Consider the following 21,138-nt stretch of genomic DNA (forward strand, 5'->3'; position numbering starts at 1 on the left):
AATGAAGTATTGTAGTAATTGTGGTGCTGAAATTAAACCTGGTCAACGCGTTTGTACCCAATGTGGGACGCCTATTCAACAAAGAGCAACTAATCAATCACCTAACCATAAATCAAAATGGCCTCTATTTATTATTATTGCAGTGATATTAGTCATTATTATCGCTTTGTTTGTGGCTTATAAAATAATAGACGCGCAACTATCACCTACAAAACAAGCAGAAACCATTGCTAAAGATTTAAAAAACAAAGATACAGATCGTCTAGCTAGCCATTTAAAATCAAATGGTGAAGCTATTTCTAAAGATGAAGCTAAGGCTATTTATAAATATATTGACGAAACCGATAGCGTAGATCGTGTTGCTGATGAACTACAAAGTAGTGCAAAAAATATCAAAGAAGACAAATTAAACGAACAAACTGTCACTGTTGGCGATACTTCTCTAATCAATATTACCGAAGATGGAAAAAAATGGGGCATATTTAAAAATTACATTTTTAATGTTAATGAGGAACCTGTTTCTATTACTTCAGAAGAAGACACGACACTATCTTACAAACTTAATGACAAAACAACACAAGTTAAATTAAAACAAGGTAAGACGAAAACACTTGATGATTTTCCAATCGGCATATATGACTTAAAAGCAACGCAAAAGGTTGATAACAAAAAATTCGATGGTGTCATTCATATCGATATGTCAGAAAGTAATAGTGCAGATCTGCAATTCAAACAAAAACGTTTTACAGTTAGTATTGATTCATCTTTTGCAGATTCCGATTCACTTAAACTTTATATAAATGGTAATGAACAATCAGATTTTGATGAATATGAATCTGTCACTTACGGCCCTTATGCACCTGATGAAAAAGTCGAAGTTTATGCTACCACTGAAGTTGAGGGTAAACAATTCAAATCTAGTGTAGAAAATGTTTCAAGTCCAAATGATGATGAAGATGAAATTGACGTAGCTTTAACATTTGACGATGATGCAATAAGCGATTATGAAGATAAAATGATTGAAAAAGAAGCAGATTCTGATGACGACGATGATAGTACTTCCAATTCTGATGAAAAAGTAACACGTGATAATGTTATTGATAAAGTTGAATCTTATGAAGGGAGTACTTTGGATACAGATAATTATACTTATAAAGAACCCGAAAAAACTGGAGACGGTTGGGGATTCTCCTTCACAGATAAAGACGGAGAGTTAGCAGGTTCTTATAAAATTGATGAGGATGGTTACGTTACTGAATATGACGAAGACGGTGAAGAAGTCGATTCAGGATATTAACAAACCACAAATAGTAATCCAACTTGTTACTTGAAACGTGGCCATTACATTGCATAATTACTTAAACACACTATTTAAAGGAGTGGGATTGAAATCTAATTTTATTAAAAAGATTTCTGTCCCACTCCTTAATTTATATCTTTGTTAAAGTAAAACAAAATATCACCAAATGCATCACCTCAGTCTAAATGATGATGTTATATTTTAAAAAATTAAGTAATATATATGAAAGACTATTAAAACAAGCAATGTTTATACTACTAGAGTTGGGTAATTTAAAAGTAAGCAATTAATATCTAAATATATTTGAAGGTGAAAAAATGGCTAATAATAACTCTTTCAATGATTATCCTAAAATTTTAAAAATTGAAGATGATGGAAAAATTATTGCGTTAGACAAATATGGGAACGTTAATACGGATTTAAATATTCATACTGTGAATGACCAGCAACAACAAGATACCTTCGGAACGATCTTATACAATCCCTATCGTCGTACTGAAAAAAATAGCGAATCTTATAATGACAATAATTACAATGATTACAAGTCAGAAACAAGCTACAATCAGCGAGATCGCGAACGTGAGTTGCAGTTATTAGAAGAAAATAAAAAATCAAAACGCAAACAATTTTGGCTAGGTTTAGGTATGGTGGTTTTATTAGTTATCATTGTCATCTTTGCAGTTAGTACTTTTATGAATGGTGGCAATGATGATCAACAAACTGCAAATGAATCAAGTGAACAATCCACCGCCAATCAAAATCAATCGAATGATACTCAAGGCGATAATGTCAATTTCGAACGTCAGAACAATCAAGTTAAAGATGATATACAATCATTAAAAACAGATATTTCAAACTCTAATGAAGCAACAGATTCTAAATTACAAGCATTACAAGATAAGATTGATAGTTTAAAACAAGAAGCTGATTCTAATAAAACAAATCATTTAGCTGATAAATATCAAACTACGATAGATGATTTAAAACAGGCAAAAACCGAAAAAGATAATGGTAATACTGATAAAATGCAAGAAGAATTGGAAAAAGTAAATAGTAAGCTAGATGATATAAAATCTAAATTTTCTTCTTTGTTTAATAAAGATGAAGAAGCAAATAATGATAACGCTGAAAGTTAGCATGTAAAATTAATATATGTTTTCAAAAATTATAAAATATAGATGATATTCTCAAAATAAAAACTGTCGACTAAGGTCTCACCTTGTCGACAGTTTTTTATTTATGTTCACCTACTGTCTGACATGTCTATCTGTTACCTTAATCTCTCGTTTCCCTAGCTTTTTATTAGTTATAAAACTATTAAATATATATCTTTTTATAAACACCCTCATTTCTATTTAACTTTATTAACGTTTGAAAATATACTTTCCACAATTCAAACATAAAATTATTGAAGTTCGATTATTAATTGAAAAAAATTTTCATTCAAACTAATTTAATAAATTACACGAATTATAAAAAGCCATAAAACTCCTGATTTCCAGCAATATGTAGCATATTCAAATTGATATTTCGCAGTTATATAGATATTACAATTTTACGAACTATTATATGTAAGCGCATACAATTCAGAATATTCATGCTATTATCTTATCAACTTAAACAAATGTTTAATTTGTAAACTTAAGTTTAATTTTGCATAAAGGAGGTTGCCATATGAATAAAAATGAACAAGCAGTTTTAAATCGTATTCAGGAAAATCCATTCATTTCACAACAAGAATTAGCACAGTCCATTGGATTATCTAGGCCAGCAGTTGCAAATATTATATCCGGACTTATTCGTAAAGAATATGTTTTAGGAAAAGCATATGTTTTAAATGAAGATTATCCAATTGTGTGCATTGGCGCTGCGAACTTAGACAGAAAATTTTATGTTCATAGCGACTTACAATTAGAAACGTCTAATCCTGTTACCTCAACGAGATCTATAGGTGGTGTTGCGCGCAACATTGCTGAGAATCTAGGCCGTATGGGAGAAACAGTCGCATTTTTATCTGTGAGTGGCAATGATAGTGAGTGGGATATGATTCACAAATTATCAACCCCATTCATGAATTTAGACCACGTTCAACAAATTGAAAATGCAAACACTGGTTCCTATACTGCATTAATCAATAGCGACGGTAATATGGAATATGGCTTAGCAGATATGGAGGTCTATGATTATATCACTCCAGAATTTTTAATTAAGCGTACACACTTATTAATAAAAGCAAAATGTATCATCGCAGACCTCAATATTTCAAAAAGTGCAATGGATTTTTTATGTGTCTATTCAGAAAAACATAGTATTAAATTAATAGTGATTCCAGTTTCATCCCCAAAAATGAAAAACATGCCTGATTCGTTACATGCTATCGATTGGCTCATTATCAATAGAGATGAAACAGAAACTTATTTAAATACGAACATACAAGACACTGATGATTTGCGTAAAGCTGCACAGAAATGGAATCAGTTGGGTGTTTCAAATGTCGTTATTACAAACGGTGTAAAAGAACTTATTTTTAGAAATAATGACGAAGAAGTAATTAAACCTGTCATACCTTCTGAGCATGTCGTTGACGTAACAGGTGCTGGTGACGCTTTCTCTAGTGCAGTCATTTTCAGTTGGTTAAATGACCTAGATACCGAAAGCATACTGACAGCAGGCATGATTAATTCTCGTAAAACAATTGAAACAGAATATACAGTGAGGCAAAACTTAGATAAAAAACAATTATTTAGAGATTTGGAGGACTATAAAAATGAAGCAATATATTGAATTTTCCACAGAAGTAGCACAAGCTAAAGCAGACAAGAAGCCCATCGTAGCCTTAGAATCAACAATTATTTCACATGGTATGCCATACCCGCAAAATGTAGAAATGGCTACGACTGTTGAAAATATCATACGTGAATATGGCGCTATTCCAGCAACAATTGCATTAATTGATGGAAAGATTAAAATTGGACTGGAAAATGATGAACTAGAATTACTTGCTAAAAGTGATAATGTCGCAAAAGTTTCACGTCGTGATTTTGCAGAAGTACTCGCTACTAAACAGATTGGCGCAACTACTGTTGCATCAACAATGATGAGTGCAGAATTAGCAGAAATTCAATTCTTTGTAACTGGTGGTATTGGTGGTGTACATAGGGGCGTTGAAAACACTATGGATATCTCAGCAGACTTAGAAGAATTAGGTAAAACAAATGTAACAGTAATATGTGCAGGTGCTAAATCTATTCTAGATTTACCAAAAACAATGGAATATCTTGAAACAAAAGGTGTACCAGTAATTGGTTACCAAACAGATGAATTACCAGCGTTCTTCACAAGACAAAGTGGTATTAAATTAAACAGTTCTTCTGAAAACCCAGACAACATCGCACATATTTGTAAAATTAAAAATGATTTAAATATTGAAGGCGGTATTGTCATCGCTAATCCAGTTCAGAAAGAAAATGAACTACCAAAATCATATATTGACGGCATTATTGAAGAAGCAGTTAAAGAAGCAGAAACGCAAGGTATTAGTGGTAAAGATTCTACGCCATTTTTACTCAGTAAAATTGTCGAAAAGTCTGAAGGCAAGAGTTTAAATACAAATATCAAACTAGTTGAAAACAATGCGGTACTTGGAGCTAAAATTGCAGTTGCTTTCAATAAATTGTAGGTGATACTTATGTCAATCATATTTGCCATTACTGGTATACTTTTTGCGTTATTCATCGCTTTTTTATTTAGCTATAACAGAAAGGCGATTGATTTCAAAAAAACAGTAATTATGTTAATCGTTCAAATCGTCATTGTATTATTCATGATGAATACGACTATTGGTTTAACGATATTAACAACACTAGGTTCATTTTTTGAAGAATTAATCAATATTAGTAAAGCTGGTATCGAGTTTGTCTTCGGCGGTTTACAAAACAAAGGTGCTTCAACTTTCTTTATTACAGTGTTACTACCTTTAGTATTTATTTCAGTACTAATCGGTGTATTAAACTATTTTAAAATTCTTCCGTTTATCATTAAATATGTTGGTATTATTATCAATAAAATCACACGTATGGGCCGTCTCGAAAGTTACTTTGCAATCTCAACGTCGATGTTAGGACAGCCAGAAGTTTATTTAACTATTAAAGAAATGATTCCTAAATTATCTAAAGAGAAACTATATACAATTACCACTTCTGGTATGAGTGCAGTCAGTATGGCTATGTTAGGTTCATATATGCAAATGATTGAACCTAAATATGTTGTTACTGCCGTTATGCTCAATATTTTCAGTGCATTAATTATCGCAAGTGTCATCAATCCATATCAATCAGATGATAGTGATGTTGAGATTTCCAACTCATCCACAGTTAAAAGCAATTCAAATAGTGATGAAACAAAGCCGAAAAAGGTTCCATTTTTCCAAATGATTGGTGATAGTGCTACGGATGGTTTTAAAATTGCCGTAAGTGTCGCCATTATGTTACTTGCATTTATCTCTTTGATGGAAGCAGTCACAGTGTTATTTAATTTTGTTGGTTTAGATTTCAAACAATTAATCGGCTTTATTTTTGCACCGATTGCTTTTATTATAGGTGTACCTTGGAACGAAGCAGTTCAAGCTGGATCACTGATGGCAACTAAATTAATCACTAATGAATTTGTTGCTATGTTAGACTTCCAAAAATTAGCTGGAGATTTAACACAACGTACACAAGGTATCATTTCTGTCTATCTTGTTAGTTTTGCTAATTTTGGTACTGTAGGCATTATCGTTGGTGCTATCAAAGGATTTAGTGATGCACAAGGTAATAAGGTGGCTTCGTTTGCCCTACGCTTGCTGCTAGGTTCTACACTTGCTTCAATTATTTCAGCATCAATAGTTGGTTTAGTATTATAGTATTTTAAAAAGAGTATGTACTGAAATCAAATTCACTTAAAATGATTTCGTCGTCCATTCCAGTAATTAAATAATAAAAGGCTGAGACAATTCAATTTGTCTCAGCCTCTTTCAATATTTATTAGTTAAAAAAACCTAAGATGAAGTCAGCGCCTTTAGCTAATGCGTCCGCAATGCTAGTTCCCATTGTCACCCAGTCAGCACTTAAACCTGCTTTTACAGCTTCACTGATTGCGTTTACGAAATCAGACATTTAACACACCTCATTCCTCGATATATTATTTGTTAAAGGTTGATTACCTTTAACTAAATTATAATAAAAAATATTAATATTGTTGTAAATATTTCTTAATTTGTAGTTTTTTATACCTAAGTGTTATTACAATACTTAATTTTTACAATTAATGTTTCCTAGTTGTCATTCAGTGATAAAGTTTTATATTATTTTTATAACGACAGAAATGATGAGTCTGAGACATAAATCCTAGAAAAATAGCACTCAGATGATTTAATTCAATTCATCTGAGTGCTTCTTTTTTTATTCAATACTTCGTATTGTTGGCTCTCTTTCTTAAGGGACAGTTTCAGTCTATAGTCTTCAGCTTGCCCTGTTACCTCAAGCGTCTCGCCAAAACACAACGTATTCAAATATCTTTATGACAAATGCCTTTCTAATCGCTGAACTTGATCTTGATCTAAAGCTTCGAATACTTCATTATCTACAATTACATCAACATGAGGATGTTGATGTAATATAGATGCTGGTAATGCTTCAGATATATCCCCCTCTATTAATTGTGAAATGGCTTCTTTTTTATTTCTGCCCATCGCTAACAAAATAATACGTTTCGCACGCATAATGGATGCCAGTCCCATAGAAATTGCTTGCTTAGGAACATCTTCTATTGAATCAAAATAACGACTATTTGCATTAATCGTTGAAGAAGATAAATCTACAACTCTTGTGACACTTTCAAACGACGAACCAGGCTCATTAAATCCTATATGGCCGTTTTCACCTATACCTAAAATTTGTATATCTGCAGGGCTTTTATCTTTTAAATATTGTTCATACATTAAGCATTCTTGTTCTAAATTATCGGTATCTCCTTGTGGTATAAATATATTTTCTTTATGCCACGTTTGATGATGTTTAAATAACTGTTGGTACATATATGCATGATAACTTTGATCATTGTCTGCGCTTAAACCCACATATTCATCCAAATTAAATGTCACTATTTGATCTAGTTGCAAATTATTATTATTGATTAATATTTTTAAATACTTGTAAACATCTGTCATAGTATTTCCTGTAGCAAGCCCCAATACTGAATCCGGTTTTAATTTCATTTGTTTTAACAGTTCAATCGCAACATATTGACTTGCAAGTTGTCGATTCTCCAAATTCAAAATATACATATACTCACCAATCACTTTCTACATATTACTTTTGTTTAATGATAAATTGAATATTTTATAAATTACACTTGCTCGCTTTCTAGCAATTCTTCTACTTCATTTTTTATCGTTGTAACATGTGGCCCATAAACAATTTGTACACCATTACCTTTCTGAATAATACCTCTAGCTTCGGTAGAATTAAGCACTTGTTTATTGACAGGTTCATCCGACTTTAACGTCACTCTTAGTCTTGTAGCACAACAATCGACAATATCTATATTTTCTTTACCGCCTAAACCCTTGATGATTGTTTTAGCCCGTTCTGTCGTTTCAACGGTTTCTGTAGTTGCTTCCGCTTCTCTACCAGGTGTTTTAAAATTGAATTTGTTAATTAAAAATCTAAAAATAACATAATATAAAATAAACCAAAGGATGCCAATTGGTATCACCCATAAAAAATTTGTCTTAGCATTACCTTGCAAAACGCCGAATAATAAAAAGTCTATAAATCCACCACTGAATGTTTGACCTATCGTAATATTAAATATGTCCGCCATCATAAAAGCTAAACCATCTAAAAATGCATGTATCACATATAAAACAGGTGCAACAAATAAAAAGCTGAACTCTAGCGGTTCTGTAATACCTGTTAAAAATGAAGTTAAAGCAGCCGATAACATTAAACCGCCAACGACTTTTTTATGTTGCGGTTTAGCAGTATGATAAATTGCTAAAGCTGCACCACATAGGCCAAACATCATTGTAATAAATCGCCCTGACATATAACGCGAAACACCTGAATAGTATTTCGTTACATCTGGATCACCTAGTTGAGCAAAGAAAATATTTTGAGTACCTTGAACAAGATGACCTTTGACTTCTAATGAGCCACCTAATGCAGTTTGCCAAAACGGTAAATAGAAAATGTGATGTAAACCAAATGGTCCCAACAGTCTTAATATAAATCCAAAGAAAAAAGTACCAATGACACCCGTTTTATCTACGATACCTCCAACGCCAAATATCCATCCTTGCACTGTAGGCCAAACAAAGAACATGATAACCCCGAGTATGATTGCAGAGATTGCTGTAATAATTGGCACAAAACGAGATCCTCCAAAGAATCCTAAATACGACGGAAGTGATATCTTGTGATATTTATTATGTAAGAGCGCTGTCATAACACCTGTTATAATTCCCCCAAACACGCCCGTTTCTACTGTTTGAATTCCAAGAACCATACTTTGTCCTTCTTCTGCCAAATTGCCTTTTGCTAACGTATCTGTAATGATCAACAACCCATTCATCGAAGCGTTCATAATCAGGAATCCTAGCATTGCTGCTAATCCTGCAGTACCTTTATCACTTCTAGCTAATCCTATAGCAACACCTATAGCAAAAATTACTGGTAAATTTTGAAATACAATATTACCTGCAGATGACATAAGGACAAATATATTCTGTAATAAAGTAATATCCAACACAGGATATGCTTTAATTGTATTCGGATTACTTAATGCGCCACCGATTCCCAACAATAATCCAGCTGCTGGTAATATAGCGATAGGCAACATAAATGATTTACCAAATTGTTGCGCCTTTTCAAACAACTTACTCATAGTCATCAACCTCCTAATTACCATAAATATACAATCAAAGAAAATATTAATCAATATAAATTACCATTATGAAAAACTTTTTCATAAAATAGATAACTATTTTTATTTTAAATACAAAAAACCTCACAAAGTCACTTTACTTTGTGAAGTTCTATATTTATTCAATTATGATATGACGCTAAAAAATATCTCCTAATGTTCCAGCCATAATTGCTTTGATTGAATGTAATCTATTTTCCGCTTGTTCAAATATAACAGCATGTTCACCTTTAAATACATCATCTGTTATCTCCATTTCAGTTAATCCATGGGTCTTATAAATTTGTTGTCCCACTTTTGTATGCACATCATGAAAAGCTGGCAAACAATGTAATACAATAACATCCGGATTCATTGTATTGACAAGCATAGCTTCATTAATTTGATATGGAAGTAATTTTTCAATACGCTGTGTTTGAACTGATTCATCTTCTCCCATTGAAAACCAAACATCTGTATATATTGCATCTGTTTTATAAACTGCTTGTTGAATATTATCAGTAATTAAAATATTACTATGAGATTGTGTTGCATAATTTTTAGCGAGTTGCTGAATATCTTGATCAGGCTGTAGCGATTGAGGGGCTGCAATATGGATATTCATACCTAATATTGCACCGGTAACTAATAAATCATGCGCCACATTATTTCTTGCATCACCGACATAAGTCAGTGTCTTACCTTGTAATGTACCTAGGTGTTCTTTTAATGTATAAAAGTCTGCAATCATTTGAGTAGGATGCCATTCGTTTGTTAAACCATTCCATACTGGAACTTTGGCATGTTGCGCTATACTTTCTACATCTTTTTGATAAAAACCTCTAAATTCAATACCATCATACATACTACCTAATACTTTTGCCGTATCCTCTGTTGATTCTTTGACACCTAAGTGAATTTCACCTTGACCAAAATAATCTGGAAATGCACCTAAATCATTAGCTGCTACGCTAAATGCTGAACGTGTTCTTGTAGATGGTTTTTCAAATAATAAAGCAATATTCTTACCTTTAAGATAAGGGTGTGGAATACCACGCTTTTTCTTTTCTTTTAATTCTCCGGTAAAGTCAATCAATGTTACTAGTTCATCTGCAGTAAAGTCACTCGTTTTCAAAAAGCTCTTACCTTTTAACAATGCTAGTTTTTTTAAATCTGTTGTGTACGCCCCAATTTCATCACTCCAATATTTTTATAAGATTTATATACATATTAAACTTAAATAGAGTTATTTTCAAGTATAAATATACCTTTTTTTGTATATTTTTAAATATTTTATAAAATCAACAACGTGTAAGCTACTTTGAAAACATATTTATATACAATCACGACCTTATTTGCAACGGTTAAGCAAGCAAAATTTCTGACAATAAACAACGTGGCAATCATTTAACTAAGTTGTGCTTTCTTACACTATATTTTAATGATATATAGTAAATTAATGATGTAATCGCTAGCTCATTGGAGGTGAATATATATGTTAGATTTACTATTTGCCACTATTAAGCAAATTGCTGCTCATTTTGTTTCTGGTGGTTTCCAAGAAAAATAATTCCCTTTATCCCACATCATCTCAAAATCATTGCATAATCATCCTTTAAAAATGAATAAAAATAGGCATACAATATCAAAATCCATCATTTTGAAACTGTATGCCCGTTTTTTATTATTTACTAATTTCAAATTCATACTATTAGGTATATCATGCACTAAACCAAGTACTTACTTTTTCATAGCTTCTATATAGATTATTTAAGCTATGATGCAAAATTTTCAGTTTTCCTACGTTCTCTTTCTTCTGGGGTTTTTAAAAAACGTGTCATGATTGCACTAGCAACATATAATCCAAAAATTAAGTACATCATGCCTTTCACACCAATACTGTCATAAAACAATGCCACTAATCCTGGTCCTGCAAATACACAAAGTCCAGCTCCTAAATTTAAAATTGCCATTGCAGGCCCTTTATCTCCATCATGAACTAATGAAGGAACAAGCGCAGAAATAGGGACAAAGCCTGCTAAACACATTCCCCATAAAAATCCTACAGCACCGACAATAAAGACATTACCTGTAAATAATTCAGGGACAAAATACAACCCTAACGTAAATATCGCGCATCCCACACCACCAATATAGGAAATTGTATTTTTCCAGCCAATTTTATCACTCAACGCACCAAAAATTAGATTGAAAATAATATTAGCAATAAAAATTGTCCCCCAAATATTTAACCAAGTTGTAGTTGCAATACCTTTGGAAGCTAAATAAATCGGCAAGAATAATGGAAAAGCATACTGCGCTGCTTGGTTAATGACTCTAACAACACATGCCACTGCAACACGCGGTTCTCTTTTTAGTATCGTTAAACCTGCAAGCACCTCACTAAAGTGTTCTTTAAAGCCGTGGCCTTTTTCTTCAATAATAAACTGATCTCTATTTACAAACACTGCTAAAAATGTTCCTATTAACACCCAAATGATCGCAGTCCATAATGTAAAGAAATGTCCAAATAACTGAATCGCAAATGAAGAATAAAATGATCCTAGAACACTAAGCCCTCCTGTAAACACAAACCAAAACCATCCTACTGCAGCTCCTAAACGTTTTTGCGGAGAGCGATAAGCAACCCAAACCAAAAAAGAATAAGCAAATAACGGATAGCCAAAACCTCTTATTGCATAAGAAGGAATCATGATATTGTAATTCATCGTTGGAATTGCCAAACCAACGAATATTGCATGACCTATGATATATAACCCAGTCCCTAACAGCATTACTTTTCTTGGACCAATAATTTCTACCAAGACACCTGATAACCAAGAACCAATGGCTATCGTCACACCATAGCACGTTGTCAAAATCGCTGTTTGTTGTACGGACAGACCATGATCATGTAAATAAGGACTAATCCATGCTAACTCCAGACCATCCCCCATCATAAATATTAATACACCAACATATCCCCAAAATAACGTTGGAGGCATGCCCATTTTAGTTAATTTATCACTCATATTACGCACCCCTTATAAATCAATCGTTAATATTAGAATTGATTTAAATATTTTCTTCCAATTTTTGTGACTATCGTTTTGTAAACGCTTTCAAATATTATCATTATATTATTATATTTTTTCTAATAACGCAAATTTATTTTCGTTTATTTTCGTTTTAAGACATAAATGAATAAAATCAATAAATATAGGCTGTTAAAGTTAAAGAAAGAATATTTGCATAACACTTAATTTTTTAAAATTAAAAATATATTTTTTATACATGATTGAAAATTTATTTGTAAACGTTTACAATGAAAATTATTTAAACATCATATGACTAGATGATTATTAAATTTTTATGAGGGAGTTTTATATAAAATGATGTTATTAGTTGCTTTCAGTGCAGTAATCGTACCTTTTTTATTTCTCGTACTCTTACGTATGTCTGCTTTAAAAGGAATGATTATTAGCGCTATCGTTGTTACAATCTTAGGGATATTTGTATGGGGGATGCAAGGTAATGTCGTTATTGCTTCAATACTTCAAGGTACACATAAAACATTAACGATACTTTACATTTTATTCGGGGCACTCGTTTTACTTAATACATTACGTCAGACAGGTGCCGTAAACCGTATAAATGCAGGATTCAAAAAAATTTCACCAGATATGCGTGTCCAAGTAATTATTGTCGCTTTCTTATTTGGTTCACTTATTGAAGGTGCTTCAGGTTTTGGTACACCAGCAATGGTTACGGCACCTTTAATGGTTGCTTTAGGTTTTAGACCTATGATTGCTGTTGTTACAGCTTTAATTGCCGACAGTATTGCCGTGTCTTTCGGAGCTGTAGGTACACCAGTTATTGTTGGATTGAGTACTTTAAGAGAAGCAAATCAATCTTTTTTCCAGTCTACAGCTGAACAAATAACTGTATTAGATTTATTAAGTGGTATTTTCATACCTATTATCGTAATCGCTACAATGGTGATTTTCTTTGGAAAAAACAAGAAACTAAAATCTATTATTGAAATTTTACCGTGGCTAGCTTTAATAGGTATTGTATATGCCGTGTCTGCCTTTGTATATGCACATGTATTCGGTGCAGAATTTGTCGCTATATTAGGATCATTAACTGGACTTGTAGTAGCAGTCTTAACTGCAAGTAAGGGGTGGCTATTACCTAAAACAGTGTGGAGAGATGGCTTAGATGACACATACGAAGCAGATAGTACGGAACATTCTATGAGTTTACTAACTGCTTGGGCACCTTATGTAATGGTTGTTATCTTACTTCTATTAACGAGAACCGTGCCAAGTATTGAATACTTCACAACACATGTCCTTGATTTTTCTTGGAATAATATTTTGAATTTCTCTGAAATATCATCTGAATGGCAATTTCTTTATTCACCTGGGACGATTTTATTATTATCTGCAGTTTTCGCAATTATAGTTCAAAGAAAATCTATTAAGGATTTTGGTAATGCAAGTTTAACGTCTCTATCCACAATAAAAATCACTGGTATTACACTTATTGCTACGCTCGCTATGGTGCATGTTTTTATTAACTCTGGTATGAATGCACATGATTTAATTAGTATGCCAGAATACATCGCCAAAAATATGGCCAACACTTTAGGTCCTATTTGGCTATTTGTTGCACCATTCTTAGGTGCTTTAGGCTCATTTATTACAGGTAGTGCAACTGTTTCAACGTTGACCTTCTCGCCTATTCAATTAAATATCGCCAACTCTATTGGTGGAGATCCATTTATTGTATTAGCTGCACAAATCATTGGCGCAGCTGCTGGTAATATGATTTGTGTGCACAATGTAGTAGCAGTGTGTGCAGTGGTTAATATGCCAGGCAAAGAAGGTAGTGTCATAAGAAAAACATTAGGACCTGCACTTCTGTATTGTATTTTAGTTGGTATTAGTGCTTATATTATCTCATTATTATTCACTTAGTATAAGCAAGTCTGATATACAAACATCTTGAACTAACAAATCAGAGTGAAATATTGAAATCTAATTGATTTAAAACCATTTTGTCATCCTACTCTGACAAAAAAGGCTGAGACAAGTTGAATTGTCTCAGCCTTTTCTTTTTATGAAATTTTATCAATCGCTATATTACTATATACACATATCAAATACCATTTCTAGTTTAACTTTATTTAGTTTGCAGCTCTTAAAGTGTTAATAATAAGAAAATGTTTATAATCGTAGACAAATCCTATAACAAACATAAGCGAAATATGTACTGCAGTATATATTTCTAAAAAATTAAGTTGTAGTAGATAGCGTTAAATGGCTTCTGAAAATAGGCTTTATTGTTACTTAAAGCGTATTATTTCATATAAAATTCTTATTATTATCATATTGATTATTATTTTGATAAAGTACAAGTAAATTATTTCTTATATTTATATGTTAAAAATGAGGATTGGGTGGGGTTCGTTTATGAAAATTGAAAACATTAAATTATTCACTTCAGAGTTTGAAGAGACATTCCAATTTTATGAAGAAATTTTAGAATGTCCTGTTCGTATGATTAGTCGGGAAGCTTTTACAGTTGAAATTGGAGAGACTCATTTGTGTTTTCAACAAACAGACGATGATGTCCAACCATTTTACCACTTTGCAATTGACATTCCATACAACCATTTTTATGACATGAAACAGCATTATCAAAATATATTATTTTTATTGATGGAAGATGGTAAACATACGACTTATTTCGAATCTTTTGTTGCACATTCATTTTACTTTCAAGATCCATCAGGGAATGTCGTTGAACTCATTGCACGCATTTCTAATATTACGGATGACCCTGAATTTTCAAGAATTAGTGAGATTGGGTTCGTTTGTAATGAAACGACGGAAGTCTTTGAAGCATTATCAAAGTATCATTTAAATACATATGAAAATCAAACATTTGTACCAGATGATTTAAATTTTATCGGCGATCATTATGATGACAGTTTTATTTTACTGACGCCGGAAGATAATAAATGGCTATTCTCTGATCAATTTTCTGAAGCCCATCCCATGTGCATTCAAACAAATGAATTTAAGTTAACCTTAGATAACCAAGCTCAGTGGCATTTAAATGAACTATAAAAAATAATAAGCACACAATATCAATTTACAAGTTTTGATACTGTGTGCTTATTTTTTTATTACTGTTATATTATGGTTGATACTACGTTTATCGTAACTTTTGATATAATCCGTATTCCAAATACATTTATTCTTTAACTTGTGATTTGTCGCTGACAAATTTCTTTAAAGTTTTATTTAAGCCATCTTTCGCTTCTTGATCATAACCATAGCTACCATCTTCGTTTTGTGTGATGTGCTTATCTAATATAAATCTACCTTTATGAATTGTATCTGCACCTAGTTCTTTGATCACTGGATCAAGACTGTATTGGATTGCCAATACATGCGCAAATGTGCCACCTAAAGCTAATGGTAGTACTGTTTTACCAGTAAATGCTCCACGTGGTAATAAGTCTAAATATGTTTTTACGATACCTGAGTAAGCTGCTTTAAATACTGGAGATACTATAATAATACCATCTGCATCTTCTATCGTTTTATGCGTAGTATTTATTGATTCATTAGAGAAATCTGCAGTAATTAAAGCCTCAGCATCTAATTGATGTACATGAATGACATTTGTTTCGATGCCCTCAGCATTCAAATATGATTCCGCATAATCTATAATACCTGTGAGTCTTGATTTAAGTTTATTGCCGCCAGCAATAATTGCTACTTTTGCCAATATGATTATCCCCTTTCTATATAAAATTTTCATATATATAACTGTCATTTTCATTCTTAACTATTTAAAAAATATATGAAAAAACAAAATAATTTGGAACCAAATTCCACTTCTTTAGCGTATCATCAAATACGGGTAAAATCATAGAAAATGATTTGAAATATTACAATAATTATTTTGCATTCCTTTCGGTTTATATTCAATAATACATTCATTAATGCCACAATAAATGTATACATTTAATTTATAACATTGATTATGCATTTCCATGGAAATACTGATGTTTTATTCAAAGCTATATGTTGAATTACCTAAATCCATTTATAAATTACCGCTTCTACCATTGCTTCACAAATTGTTATGACATTTAACTTTCCAATTGATGTATTACTTATATTCCTAACACATACTTAATTTTCAATATCACACGTCGAAATGTGTAATCGTACAAGTACAGTTTATTTTGTTTTCATTATTAAAGATTTTACAATATAAATAATTTTGTTATATTCTTTTTTTAAAAATCGTTTCGCTTTAAAAATCATTTTTTCTAGATGTATACTTAATTTAGTCATACAAAGGAGTGATACACAATGAGTACATTTTCTAATAAAGAAAAAGTACAAATCCTATCAGATATTGTTGCAATTGAAACAGTAAATGATAACGAGATTGAAGTTTGTAATTATTTAGAGCAATTATTTTCGAATTATGGGATTGAATCAAAAATCCAAAAAATTGATGAACGACGTGCTAATCTTATTGCTGAAATAGGTGAAGGAAATCCAGTAATTGGTATCTCAGGTCACATGGACGTGGTTTCTGCGGGTAATAAATCTCAATGGACATACGATCCATTTTCACTTACTGAGGATGATGGATTTTTATATGGCCGTGGTGCAGCAGATATGAAATCTGGACTTGCTGCGTTAGCAATTGCACTTATTGATATTAAACAATCTCAAGCACTGCAACATGGTCGTATTAGATTTTTAGCAACTAGTGGTGAAGAAATGGAACAACTTGGTTCCCAAACTTTATATGAACATGGCTATATGGACGACGTTGATGCATTACTTATAGCAGAACCTTGCCAAGATATCATGGTATACGCACATAAAGGTTCTATGGACTATCGTATAACTTCCTATGGTAAATCAGCACACAGCTCTATGCCGGTAATGGGCATAAATGCGATAAAACCATTGATTTCATTTATACAAGATATCGATGACGCTTATGCTAGAATTTCCAAAGAAGTACAAGGAAAAGCGTTAGATTTCACAAAATTTATTGATAGAATTAAACCTTCATTGCCTGCAACAACAGCACTTGAAGATGTAGAATCTGCACTGCAAGGTTTAGTTATAAGTAATACTTTAATTAAAGGTGGGGTACAAGTTAACTCTGTCCCTGAAAAGGCTGATGCAGATTTTAATATTCGTACAATTCCAGAATATGATAACGCACAAGTAAAAGCATTATTCTCAAACACAATTAAAAGTCATAATGATAAAGGCGCAAATTTATCAAGCAACTTATATTTAGACCTAGATCCAGTACTTACTACTGGTGATAATAGCTTAATTAATACCGCTCAGACTATAGCTAAATCTCTATTTGATAAGGACTTTATTGCCTCTCCAATCGGTGGCGTTACAGATGCTTCAAACTTATTAAAAAATAAAGATGAAAGTTTCCCATTCTTAGTATTTGGCCCTGGTATTAAACCACATCAAATTGATGAATGTGTAGAAAAAGATATGTATTTAAAATTCATTGATTTTTACAGTGAACTTTTAACAACTTATTCTAAAAATCTTTAGTTTTGATTTAATTAAATAATCTTTAGCTATATAAAAAAGCTCAGAACATAGTAAATGTCTGGGCTTTTTTATATATAGGGCACGAGATGTCAGATCTGTAAACTTACTTTTAAAACTTCATCCTTGTCTGAGTGGGACAAAAGCTTCACTTTTAAAAAATTGTGTATATGCCACTCATGGTAAATATTATTTACGGATTGTAGTGCCTACATTATGGCCATGTTGCAGTTTTTGAATAATATGTGCTTCATTCCCTGCAGCAATAACCACTTTTTGGCATCCCATTTCTATTGCTTTTACAGCGTCTTGTACTTTAGGTATCATTCCACCATATATTAATTTTTGTTCAATATATGTTTCGATGTTTTTCGCATTCAGTGACGGTTGTACTTTTTCGTTGATTAAAACGCCCGGAATATCGCTCAATAAATAAATTGGTGCCTGTAAAGCTTGCGCAAGTTTGTATGCCAATGTATCGGCGTTAACATTATATACTTGAGACGTCGTCTGATTAGCACCTATAGATGCGATGACTGGTAGAAAAGATTGAGTTAAAGTTGCGATAACACTTGTATCTATATGAATAGGTTCGCCAACAAAACCATATTTTAGATCTAACGGTTTAACATCAAATAATTGAGCATCTATGCCATTCATACCAATACTTTGAACACCAAATTGATTGATTTTATTGACTAAACTAGGATTCACTTGTCCAATTAATGTTTGAGTCGTAACAGAAAGCACATCGTCAGTAGTAACTCTCAAACCATTTTTAAATTTTGATTCTACTTTTTGTAATTCCAAAGATTGATTTATAAAAGGGCCTCCTCCATGGACGATTATTGGATTATAACCTTGATTTTTTAATGCAACAATATCTTCAATTGTAGAATCATGCATATCCGTCAAAGTGCTTCCACCTATTTTAATTACAATGTAATCCATATCAAACACCTCTTAAGTTCTATACGACGCATTTATGCGCACGTATTCATATGATAAGTCACAACCATAAGCGGTAGCTTCTCCTTCTCCATCACCTACAGTAGCCTCTATAACGATGTTATCTGCTTCCAATTGTTGTTTTAAATAAGCTTCATCAAATGCCACCGACATGCCTTGTTTAACCACAGAAACTTGGCATAATTTCACATTGGTTGCATTAGGGTCTATATATTTTGATGCGTAGCCCATCGCTGTTACAATTCTTCCAAAATTTGCATCTTCACCATGAATTGCTGTTTTAACTAAGTTAGATGAAACAATGCTTTTCGCCATTTTTCTAGCCTCATGAATATCTATTGCACCTTTAACCTTAGCTGTCACCAATTTTGTAGCGCCTTCACCATCTTTTGCAATCGACTGAGCCAAATAACGTGCAACATAATTGATAGCATAAACAAATTTTTGCCACTCAGGATGATTTTCATCTAACGAATGATGATTAGCTTGACCATTTGCCATACATAAGACCATGTCATTCGTACTAGAATCACCATCAACGGTTATCATATTAAAAGAGTGATCTGTAGTTTGACTTAAACATTGATTCAATGCCTTACTATCAACTTTTGCATCTGTCGTTATAAAACCTAGCATAGTCGCCATGTTAGGATGTATCATTCCAGATCCTTTTGCAGTGCCACCAATTGTCACTGTTTGATTATCTATGTCTACTTTTACAGACAAATGTTTCGTGGTCGTATCTGTCGTTAAAATCGATTGATTAAAATATTCACTCTGATTAAACGAATCTTGTAAAACATGATCGACGCCATGTTTTATTTTATCCATAGGTAAAAACGAACCAATAACCCCTGTCGAAGCAATACCAACATGATGTGGTTCTATGTTTAATCGTTCAGCTACCCAACTTTGCGTATCTTTCGCATCTTGTATACCTCTATCTCCAGTGCATGAATTCGCATTTGCTGAATTAACTACAACTGCCTGCAATGTTTGATTGATGCTGATACTATCTTCAGTTACTTTAAGAGGTGCCGCTTTGAAACGATTAAGGGTATATACACCTGCTGCAGTTGCTTCTGTCGTAGAATAAATCCAACCAAAATCTTTTTTCTTTCTTCTTAAACCAGCATGAAAACCACCAGCTATAAAGCCCAATGGTGATCCTACATCACCATTAATATCTACAGTAATTTGATTGAGTGTATCTATTGTTTCAATATCTTTCATCTCATCTCTCCTTTCGGATCTTATTAAGGATAAATTGGTAACTGATTCAAACCAGTTGCCTCATCTAAACCATAAAGTAAATTTAAATTTTGGATTGCTTGACCACTAGCACCTTTAACTAAATTATCTATCACTGATACGATGACAGCTCTTTGATTTTTTTCATCTACATATAGACCTATATCGCAAAAATTACTACCATACACTTCTTTTGTTTTAGGGTATTCTCCTAAGTCTCTAATTCTTATAAATGGTTTCTGTCCATAATCATTTTTATAAATAGCATGTAAATGCTCAGCTGTCGTATATTCGTTTAACTTCACATAAATTGTAGATAAAATACCTCTTGTCATCGGTACTAAATGCGGCGTAAACATCACATTACACTTTGTTCCTGCAATTTTAGATATATACTGTTCTATCTCTGGTTTATGTTTGTGGTTTCCAATTGCATAAGCACTAAAATTTTCATTCATTTCAGCGTAATGCACATGTTGTGCTAATGAACGGCCTGCTCCTGAAACACCCGTTTTTGAATCAATAATAATTGATTGAATATCGATTACATTTTGAGCAATCAGAGGATGTAAAGCTAATAAAATAGAAGTAGGAAAACAACCAGGATTTGCTATCAAATTTGTGCGTTGTGGATCTATTTCACTCCACTCTGCAATACTATAAAGCGCCTTATCTAAAAGTGCTTGTTCTGCAGCTGCTTCACCATAAAATGTTTGATATAGATTTCTATCCGTCAACCTAAAATCCCCTGACAAATCAATCACTTTAATACCTTTATTAATTAAATTTGGTGCTAAATGTTTGCTGACATTGGAAGGTGTTGCAAAAAATATAACATCACAAGACGTCGCTTGTTCATTTAATTCAGTATAATTAAGTGCGATATGGTTTAAATGCGGAAATGTTTTACTGATTGGTTCATCAATCTTAGAATGTGAAAATACATATTTAATTACGACGTTAGGATGATGTTGTAATAAACGTATAAGTTCTACCGCACCATAACCGCTTCCGCCTACTATTCCAACTGTTATCATCTGATTCATA

17 protein-coding genes are annotated in these 21,138 nt (G+C 32.4%); 8 read left to right on the forward strand and 9 right to left on the reverse strand.

All coding sequences use genetic code 11. The annotated features are described in order from the left end of the window. Window position 1: 1 nt before the first annotated feature. The 5 genes from KA824_RS06795 to KA824_RS06815 all read left to right on the forward strand — a co-directional run bounded on the left by KA824_RS06795 (window position 2) and on the right by KA824_RS06815 (window position 6,203). Entirely contained in the window at window positions 2-1,297 is a 1,296-nt protein-coding gene (locus KA824_RS06795) for a TcaA second domain-containing protein (RefSeq protein ID WP_119517771.1), read from the forward strand. A 320-nt stretch (window positions 1,298-1,617) separates the two neighbouring features. Continuing rightward, window positions 1,618-2,436: a hypothetical protein gene (locus tag KA824_RS06800; RefSeq protein WP_154409508.1), complete on the forward strand. Its 819-nt coding sequence runs from the start codon at window positions 1,618-1,620 to the stop codon at window positions 2,434-2,436. A 538-nt stretch (window positions 2,437-2,974) separates the two neighbouring features. Continuing rightward, window positions 2,975-4,084, forward strand: coding sequence for a carbohydrate kinase (locus KA824_RS06805; RefSeq protein ID WP_181187322.1), 1,110 nt, complete (start codon window positions 2,975-2,977; stop codon window positions 4,082-4,084). Next, the gene (locus KA824_RS06810) at window positions 4,068-4,979 is read left to right on the forward strand and encodes a pseudouridine-5'-phosphate glycosidase (RefSeq protein WP_119517769.1); all 912 of its coding nucleotides are present in this window, start codon (window positions 4,068-4,070) and stop codon (window positions 4,977-4,979) included. Before KA824_RS06805 ends, KA824_RS06810 begins: the two co-directional genes overlap by 17 nt. Window positions 4,980-4,988: 9 nt before the next feature. Then, complete coding sequence (locus KA824_RS06815) at window positions 4,989-6,203, forward strand: NupC/NupG family nucleoside CNT transporter (RefSeq protein WP_181187321.1); 1,215 nt, start codon at window positions 4,989-4,991, stop codon at window positions 6,201-6,203. 121 nt (window positions 6,204-6,324) lie between these two features. Here KA824_RS06815 and KA824_RS06820 read toward each other — a convergent pair whose 3' ends face one another. The 5 genes from KA824_RS06820 to KA824_RS06840 form a co-directional block, all read right to left on the reverse strand. Further along, window positions 6,325-6,456, reverse strand: a complete 132-nt coding sequence (locus tag KA824_RS06820; protein WP_019469020.1) for a beta-class phenol-soluble modulin — start codon at window positions 6,454-6,456, stop codon at window positions 6,325-6,327. Between the two features lie 401 nt (window positions 6,457-6,857). Beyond that, a complete protein-coding gene (gene nagB / locus KA824_RS06825; RefSeq protein WP_107386028.1) occupies window positions 6,858-7,625 on the reverse strand; it encodes a glucosamine-6-phosphate deaminase in 768 nt (255 codons plus the stop codon). A 62-nt stretch (window positions 7,626-7,687) separates the two neighbouring features. Further along, the gene (locus KA824_RS06830; protein WP_119517896.1) at window positions 7,688-9,226 is read right to left on the reverse strand and encodes a PTS transporter subunit EIIC; all 1,539 of its coding nucleotides are present in this window, start codon (window positions 9,224-9,226) and stop codon (window positions 7,688-7,690) included. Between the two features lie 178 nt (window positions 9,227-9,404). Next, window positions 9,405-10,436, reverse strand: coding sequence for an ornithine carbamoyltransferase (gene argF, locus KA824_RS06835; RefSeq protein WP_181187390.1), 1,032 nt, complete (start codon window positions 10,434-10,436; stop codon window positions 9,405-9,407). Between the two features lie 583 nt (window positions 10,437-11,019). Then, window positions 11,020-12,276 (reverse strand): MFS transporter, encoded by a 1,257-nt coding sequence (locus tag KA824_RS06840; RefSeq protein WP_119517898.1) that lies wholly within the window; start codon window positions 12,274-12,276, stop codon window positions 11,020-11,022. 360 nt (window positions 12,277-12,636) lie between these two features. Between KA824_RS06840 and KA824_RS06845 the strand changes: the two genes are divergently transcribed. Together KA824_RS06845 and KA824_RS06850 are read left to right on the forward strand one after the other, a co-directional pair. Further along, window positions 12,637-14,226, forward strand: a complete 1,590-nt coding sequence (locus KA824_RS06845) for an L-lactate permease (RefSeq protein WP_119517899.1) — start codon at window positions 12,637-12,639, stop codon at window positions 14,224-14,226. Window positions 14,227-14,721: 495 nt separating this feature from the next. Next, on the forward strand, window positions 14,722-15,381 hold the full coding sequence (locus KA824_RS06850; RefSeq protein WP_107504476.1) for a hypothetical protein: 660 nt from the start codon (window positions 14,722-14,724) through the stop codon (window positions 15,379-15,381). A 127-nt stretch (window positions 15,382-15,508) separates the two neighbouring features. Here KA824_RS06850 and ssuE read toward each other — a convergent pair whose 3' ends face one another. Further along, complete coding sequence (gene ssuE, locus KA824_RS06855; RefSeq protein WP_019469028.1) at window positions 15,509-16,048, reverse strand: NADPH-dependent FMN reductase; 540 nt, start codon at window positions 16,046-16,048, stop codon at window positions 15,509-15,511. A 593-nt stretch (window positions 16,049-16,641) separates the two neighbouring features. Between ssuE and KA824_RS06860 the strand changes: the two genes are divergently transcribed. Further along, window positions 16,642-17,874 carry an ArgE/DapE family deacylase gene (locus tag KA824_RS06860; protein ID WP_181187320.1) on the forward strand — a complete coding sequence of 411 codons (1,233 nt, stop codon included), beginning with the start codon at window positions 16,642-16,644 and terminating at the stop codon, window positions 17,872-17,874. A 186-nt stretch (window positions 17,875-18,060) separates the two neighbouring features. Here KA824_RS06860 and argB read toward each other — a convergent pair whose 3' ends face one another. From argB to argC, 3 genes are read right to left on the reverse strand one after another with little or no spacing between them, the layout of a single operon-like run. Further along, window positions 18,061-18,822: an acetylglutamate kinase gene (gene argB / locus KA824_RS06865; RefSeq protein ID WP_119517903.1), complete on the reverse strand. Its 762-nt coding sequence runs from the start codon at window positions 18,820-18,822 to the stop codon at window positions 18,061-18,063. 12 nt (window positions 18,823-18,834) lie between these two features. After that, entirely contained in the window at window positions 18,835-20,073 is a 1,239-nt protein-coding gene (argJ, locus tag KA824_RS06870) for a bifunctional glutamate N-acetyltransferase/amino-acid acetyltransferase ArgJ (RefSeq protein ID WP_119517902.1), read from the reverse strand. A gap of 23 nt (window positions 20,074-20,096) precedes the next feature. Beyond that, window positions 20,097-21,128 (reverse strand): N-acetyl-gamma-glutamyl-phosphate reductase, encoded by a 1,032-nt coding sequence (gene argC / locus KA824_RS06875; RefSeq protein WP_119517901.1) that lies wholly within the window; start codon window positions 21,126-21,128, stop codon window positions 20,097-20,099. Window positions 21,129-21,138 lie beyond the last annotated feature (10 nt).

It is taken from the genome of Staphylococcus sp. GDY8P198P (assembly GCF_017891615.1).
In the GTDB taxonomy this organism is placed as follows: Bacteria; Bacillota; Bacilli; order Staphylococcales; family Staphylococcaceae; genus Staphylococcus; species Staphylococcus cohnii.